4 protein-coding genes and 1 pseudogene are annotated in these 6784 nt (G+C 41.5%); 2 read left to right on the forward strand and 3 right to left on the reverse strand.

Going from position 1 to position 6784, the window contains the following annotated elements; genetic code table 11:
* Positions 1 to 1351: 1351 nt before the first annotated feature.
* On the reverse strand, positions 1352 to 1852 hold the full coding sequence (locus CXF86_RS19760; RefSeq protein ID WP_101090256.1) for a VF530 family protein: 501 nt from the start codon (positions 1850 to 1852) through the stop codon (positions 1352 to 1354).
* 317 nt (positions 1853 to 2169) lie between these two features.
* Between CXF86_RS19760 and CXF86_RS19765 the strand changes: the two genes are divergently transcribed.
* Positions 2170 to 3774: an ABC-F family ATPase gene (locus CXF86_RS19765; RefSeq protein WP_102039862.1), complete on the forward strand. Its 1605-nt coding sequence runs from the start codon at positions 2170 to 2172 to the stop codon at positions 3772 to 3774.
* 162 nt (positions 3775 to 3936) lie between these two features.
* On the opposite strand, the pseudogene CXF86_RS19770 reads toward CXF86_RS19765, so the two are convergent.
* Positions 3937 to 4158, reverse strand: a pseudogene (locus CXF86_RS19770) (prolyl oligopeptidase family serine peptidase); the annotation flags it as partial.
* Positions 4159 to 4377: 219 nt separating this feature from the next.
* Positions 4378 to 5466, reverse strand: a complete 1089-nt coding sequence (locus CXF86_RS19775; RefSeq protein ID WP_101090258.1) for a flavin-containing monooxygenase — start codon at positions 5464 to 5466, stop codon at positions 4378 to 4380.
* Positions 5467 to 5998: 532 nt separating this feature from the next.
* On the opposite strand from CXF86_RS19775, the gene CXF86_RS22610 reads away from it, so the two are divergent.
* Complete coding sequence (locus tag CXF86_RS22610; RefSeq protein WP_145992399.1) at positions 5999 to 6625, forward strand: hypothetical protein; 627 nt, start codon at positions 5999 to 6001, stop codon at positions 6623 to 6625.
* The last annotated feature ends 159 nt before the right edge of the window (positions 6626 to 6784 follow it).

The following is a 6784-nucleotide window of genomic DNA, read 5'->3' on the forward strand; positions in this document are numbered from 1 at the left end:
TCCAGCTCCCGCAACCAATTCTTTGATAGTAGAATTAAAATAATTATTAGCGTAGATATATAACACGGACACTGGATGGAGCAGTATAAAAGCTACTCTAACTCAACGCTTTATTAAAAGACTGGCGAAGGTTATTGCCCTGCTCTTTTATGAAAAGTAATCCAGCTCCCGCAACCAATTTTATATCGACTAGTAGGCCAGCGGAAGCTGGTTTTTTTGTGTCTAAATTTTAGCTCTATAAACAATAATTTGATGGCAGCAATAACACCGTGCTAAATGTTGCTATGATAAGCGCCTAAAATCGCCTAGTAGATAAGAATCAGACTCAACGATTCCTAATTATTTACAATACCATTCACAGATCTACCCACAGAGATTCACAAAAATAGAAGAAGGCCATAGAAGCCCGGTGTTTCTAAAGATAGTACTCAGCTCTAAATAGATTCATTCCGCTCTCAAAGCCAAAACACATCAATACATTGGCCCGCGGACAACGGTGTTAATATCCAAAATCCAGTAACGGCTCACCTACTCTGTTTGATGTCTTAATCAATAACACTTAAACAAAGCCCTTTTTTCAGCGCCATAATGATCAACACAGCTATAAAGCCAGTCTATAGAAGTGCCAGTTCAGCGCGTCTCATTTTTTGATCCAAGCTGCCTTGATGTAAAATCCAGATCCATTTTTGAGTCAATGCAACCCACAGATAAAAATGTCTTAGAACCACACGCCGGTGTGGCTGATATCAAATAGAGGGTTAAACGCTGCTGTTACATACAAGATAGGACTCAATATCCTCTATCGAGATCAACGCATTAATAATGATTGGCTTAAAACATATACGGCCACATGGAAATGGTGCATCTCTGTGTTGCATGAGTTAATGGATTCGAAAGTACCTACCATTTATCTGTAACGGGTCGATATTACAGGCGAAAACCCAGTCCAGCCTATATGACTTTTAACTTTAAATTCAAATTCAAATTCACGCAGAAAGTACCGATACTGACTTAGCAAGATATAAAGCAGCGCAATAGATTGAATCCATAAAAGACAAAAGTAGCTAACTTGCTCAGGTTGGATAACGAGAAGAGTGACTAAAGTTAATACTGGATATATTACATTAGGGAGATACTGCGATTAAACTGGGGTATGAAGAGTGAAGGAAAATATACGACATTGTCGGCGCCGCAATACCCGTTTAAGGATACTCGGTTTGAAAAGTATGAATATTATAAGCGTTTAGCCTAAAGCCAACACCTAGTTTACCATTGAGACGATAAACTAGATGTTGTTCAGTTCAAGCACGTGTTCTGTACGAACCTGTCCTAAAATAACAGACCTAAAAGATTACTTACCCCAAGGGTTAGTCGGATCTTGTGACGGTGCAGGTCGATTACTGTCTTTACGGCTGTTCTGCGCGTAAGAATCTTGCGCTTTAGGTTTATCTTTACCGTAACTTGGGCGACTGCCCTTGTTCTGTTTCATCGCTTCGTAATCAGCCGTAGCTTTAACGCGCATCTCTTCAATCAACTCAATGGTTAACTCTTGCGGCTTACGTGGCACAATACCATCTGCAAACCCACGCTCACGCGGCTTAAGATCAAATTGCGATTCGCTGCCTTTAGGCATACGTTTGAAGCGATAAAGATAAAAGGCCTCAACACGCTCCCTCGCCCATTCAGTCTTCTTAAGGAACTTATTACAAGCTGGCATACTAGGATTAGAGTTAAAACACTCTAAGCGAATGGCCGCATAGAGGATTTTCCAATCGTAAAATTCGACAAGCTCTGTCACCATAGTTTCAAGTTTTAGGCCGTGCAATGGGTTGTTCTGTTGATGTTCAATCATGGGGTGTCCAAAAAATCGCTGATAATGTACAAAATCGTTAGATAACTAACGAGGCCATTTTTGTAATGGCCAAAATATTCCGTTAATAATAACAAGAAAATACCGATATCACCCGTTCAAATCCGCTAAGCCATCCATTTTTTGATAAAAGCACGCAAAACAGGACAAATAAACCGTTTTAATTAATTGCTTGCTCGACATATGAGCACCTATTTCTGTATAATCCGCGCCTGTTTTACCTATGCAAACGCTCGCCTTAATTTTAGGGTGGCGGTTATCTGCTTAGCTTTGAATACTTAACCTTTCAGGATATTCCATTGATCTCTACCGCAAACATCACCATGCAGTTCGGCCCAGAGCCATTGTTTGAAAACATTTCCGCAAAATTTGGCAACGGCAACCGTTACGGTTTAATCGGTGCAAACGGCTGTGGTAAGTCAACCTTTATGAAGATCCTCAGTGGGGAACTTGCACCGACATCTGGCAACGTGTCAATCACACCAGGCCAAAAAGTCGGTACCCTAAGCCAAGATCAGTTCGCTTTTGAGCAATACAGCGTTATCGATGCTGTAATTCAAGGCGATCCAAAACTGTGGGAAGTAAAGCAAGAGCGTGAACGTATCTACTCTTTGCCTGACATGACCGAAGCTGATGGCATGAAAGTCGGCGAGCTTGAAAGCGAGTTTGCTGAAATGGACGGTTACAGTGCAGAAAGTCGCGCTGGCGAAATCTTACTTGAAGCAGGTATTGAAGAAGAGTATCACTTTGGCTTAATGAGCCAAGTTGCACCGGGTAAAAAACTGCGTGTGTTACTTGCACAAGCATTGTTTTCAAATCCTGATATTTTGTTGCTCGATGAGCCTACCAACAACTTGGATATTCATACCATTAGTTGGTTAGCCGATGAGCTGAACAAACGTAAGTGCACCATGATCATCATCTCTCATGACAGACATTTCTTAAACACTGTCTGTACTCACATGGCTGATATCGATTACGGTGAACTTCGCGTTTACCCAGGTAACTATGAGTACTTCCTCGACGCTGCAGGCCTTATCCAAGAGCAACTGCTCGCGGGTAACGCGAAGAAGAGTGCAGAAATGGCAGAGCTGCAAGACTTCGTTAACCGCTTTGGTGCTAACGCATCTAAAGCAAAGCAAGCCAGCTCTCGTGCTAAGAAATTAGATAAGATTTCTCTGGATGACGTTAAATCATCGAGTCGTATGACACCGTCATTACGCTTCGAAGAAAGTAAGAAAATGCATCGCCAAGCGCTAGTGATTGAAGAACTAAGCCACGGTTTTGACGGCAACACACTATTCCAAGGCGGCGAGCTCATTCTTGAAGCTGGCGCTAAGTTAGCGGTTATTGGTGAGAACGGCGTGGGTAAAACAACCCTACTTCGTTGTTTAGTTAATCAACTAACACACAATTCTGGTGTCATTAAGTGGTCTGAAAATGCTGCTATCGGTTACTGCCCACAAGACAGCAGCGCTGATTTTGATAACGACTTCACTCTATTTGATTGGATGTCGCAGTGGCGTACACCAAAGCATAACGACCTTTCGGTTCGTGGCATGTTAGGTCGTCTACTCTTTACTGAAGACGATGCCAACAAAAAAGCCCGTAACTGCTCAGGTGGTGAGAAGAACCGTCTGTTGTTTGGTAAGTTAATGATGATGGATGTCAATGTGCTCGTCATGGACGAACCGACTAACCACATGGACATGGAAGCCATTGAGGCGCTAAACAACGCGCTTAAAGATTTCGAAGGCACCTTGATTTTCGTCAGCCACGATAGAGAGTTTGTGTCATCACTTGCAACTCGTATCATCGATGTGAAAGACAAACACTTGGTCAACTTCCACGGTACTTTCGACGAATACATGTCGAGCCAAGCCGAAGCATTAGTAAATAAATAGCCTAAACATCAGCACTCATCAGTGTTGATAAAAGCTTAAAGAAAGGCCATTTGAGTAATCAAATGGCCTTTTTGTATAACTGACCCGCCTTCTTAATGTTTATCGAGCATCACTTATACTCAGCACTACAACTAGCAGTAGTACCGGACTTTTAACCTGCTCACCAAAAATATTGATCCCCACTTTAAACTCATCTGTAACGCCATAGCGGCCATCGTTAGGTAACCACCATAATAGTCTGCCATAACGCCAATCTTATCCGCATCCACCCAATCTGAGTCTGTAGGGACTTTTGTTGTACACCACATCTTGCAGATCGTCCTCACCATGACGTTTATCATCTAAATAGAAAAATGTCTTACCGTAACTGGGGATCCGTTCGTTAAGGCAACAACATTAGGCTTTATCAATTTTGGAGTGCAATGCTTAACTTAATAGCAGACTTGCTCAAAGGCCAACGATCAGAATCGTTTGAAAGGAAATAAGCAGGTAAGGAATAATCAAACGCGCCTGATGTAAGGCGCGTGAAGTAAGGCTGGAAGTTATTGGGTCGCTTAGGTGTAAGTTAAATGATGATAACAGTGTCGCAGTCATCCACTTTTCTTAACCCACCTCAACCAGCTCAGCACTTGGGTCAGCTATACCGCTAGTTTGGTTTTTCTGGATATGGGTCATCAAGTATTGTGCATCTTTCCATACACCACCCAATGTTGCCGAACCTCGGGTATACAGCCAAGGAAGCCCAATAAAATATAATCCTTCAACATCATTGCTCACTCCTCGATAATTACTCGGGTAGTTCGTCTCATCAAAAGTGATATCTTCAATCCAAAAAAAGTTAGGTTTGAATCCTGTCGCCCAGACAATATTTTTGATACTACTGATGCTACCTTTTTGAAACTTAATACTGTTTTTGTCTGCTGACAATGTTCTGCCCATATGGATAACATTATCTTTTGCCAGCAGTGACTTCACGTCAGTACCAATCACTGGCTGCACACCTTTGCTCAACCATTTACCCATCTTGCTAAAGCGTGTCACCGATAAAAAGCCGATTTTAGTGAACCACCACCATAAGGTTTTACCTAAAAATGATTGTGGGATCGCAGTGATTTTATCCGTTCCAGAGAAATGCACTGTGCGTCCCGTCTCGGCAATTTCTGATAAAATTTGCACCCCAGAGTCACCAGCACCAACCACTAAACAATCACCATCTTGTAGCTGTTCAGGACTTTTATAGTGTTCACTGTGTAATTGAACCACATTCTCAGCGATATCAGCGTGGCAAGGGGGCGTAAAAGGCGTATGGAAGGGACCAGTGGCTATAACAACCTGTTTAGCCTTGTAGCTACCCGTGGCACTGGTTATTTCAAAAATACCATTCACTTTTTTTACTGAAGTTATTCTTTGATTAAATTCAATCGGGATCGAGAATTTTTCAACATAACTTTTTAGATAATCTGCCACTTCATATTTATTGGGGTAGTAGCCTTTAGGAAATGGAAATAACATGCCCGGGAGATGGTTATATTCGGTAGGAGTGAACAACTTTAACGAATCCCAACGCTTCAACCAAGGCGCACCAATGTGCTCATTGGCGTCTAAAATCAGGTAATCTTTATTCGTTTGGGATAAGTTATAAGCCATTGCCAGCCCAGACTGACCAGCGCCAATGATGATAAATTCTTTCATAAATCCCATAAGTTCTTATTATTATGCGCGGTATTCTAACAGATCGTAGCAACCGAATCTGACTATTCGTTAATCAATAGTCAATCAACCGTTACTGTAAGCAGCCAGCCAATGCCGTTTTTGTACATACGGGGCCTCATTAGCGATGTGTCTGTCGCAGAGCCGCAAAGCCTGATACACCCTGCTTTCAATGACTTAGCAAAAAGATACCGCCATACTCTGGCAAAAGAGGAATAGCCTCAAGTAGGCGGAAATGCTGAAGTCTACTTTAATGACGAGTGTGATGCAGAGCTTTGCTAACTCATTTTTGGACATTAATGTGTTAGAGCTAAAGCTCTTGGAGTGATGAATTTCATTAGGGAAAATATGGCAAACAGATATGCGGTAACGCAACTAGCCAACCTTAAACATTGTGCCGTAAACATAAGGACTTATTCAAACTAGAAATGCCAAGAGTTGAGAATCTCTCGTAAATGCTATATTAGGTATTTTATGCCACAATACAAAAGCATAACTGACAGAGGAAATCAGGTTGTCTCCATTAGCAAACCGTAAAGCATTGATGCTTTTCAATAACTGGCTACTCAGCTGCGCGTCTGTACTGCCAAAAACTTTGTCTGAGTTACTAAAAAGTATTTTGCTACTGGCTATTTCAACTTGGCTTACATTCCTTGTTCTCGGAATTAACCCTGCCTTAGATAAGTCCCAAAGTAGTTTGATAGATATGACGAGTCTAACTGTTGTTACTTTGTCGTATTTAGTCATGCACTTCTTTTTACTATCCCCCTTAATGGCTTACAAACAATACCGTCAACTTGGATTTTGGGACGGTAAAACTTTTCACTACCACAAAGAAATACGAGTATATACAGGAGTGATTCACCCGAGCGGGCAAAAGTTGTTTGAAATATCCTTTCCCGCAGAGTGTAAAGATATGTTTATTTCTACTCATACAACAATTTCAGGTGCACACGAGAGGGTTAAGGCTGGCTTTACATGTATGCAAAATTCCAAAGATCATTGGAATATTCCAATGTCGCAAGGAGTATCAAGGTCTTCAATTAGGCTAGATAAACGTAAACAATACCTAGTTACCGAGTCAATGCCAGGTACGATCCCGACACGTGTCAAAGTTTACTTGGAATCTTGGACATTATGAGAATACCTAACGCCGCATTAAGCGGATTAAAATTGTTGGTTATAATGTGGAGCGAAGCGGAACATGAAAAACGGTTTAAATGCCTTGCTAGGCATTAAGTTGTAGTACAAAAAAAACAGTATTAATTGACCCAAACACAGTTAAAGCTGAACCGAAATG

It is taken from the genome of Shewanella sp. GutCb (assembly GCF_002836135.1).
Taxonomy (GTDB): domain Bacteria; phylum Pseudomonadota; class Gammaproteobacteria; order Enterobacterales; family Shewanellaceae; genus Shewanella.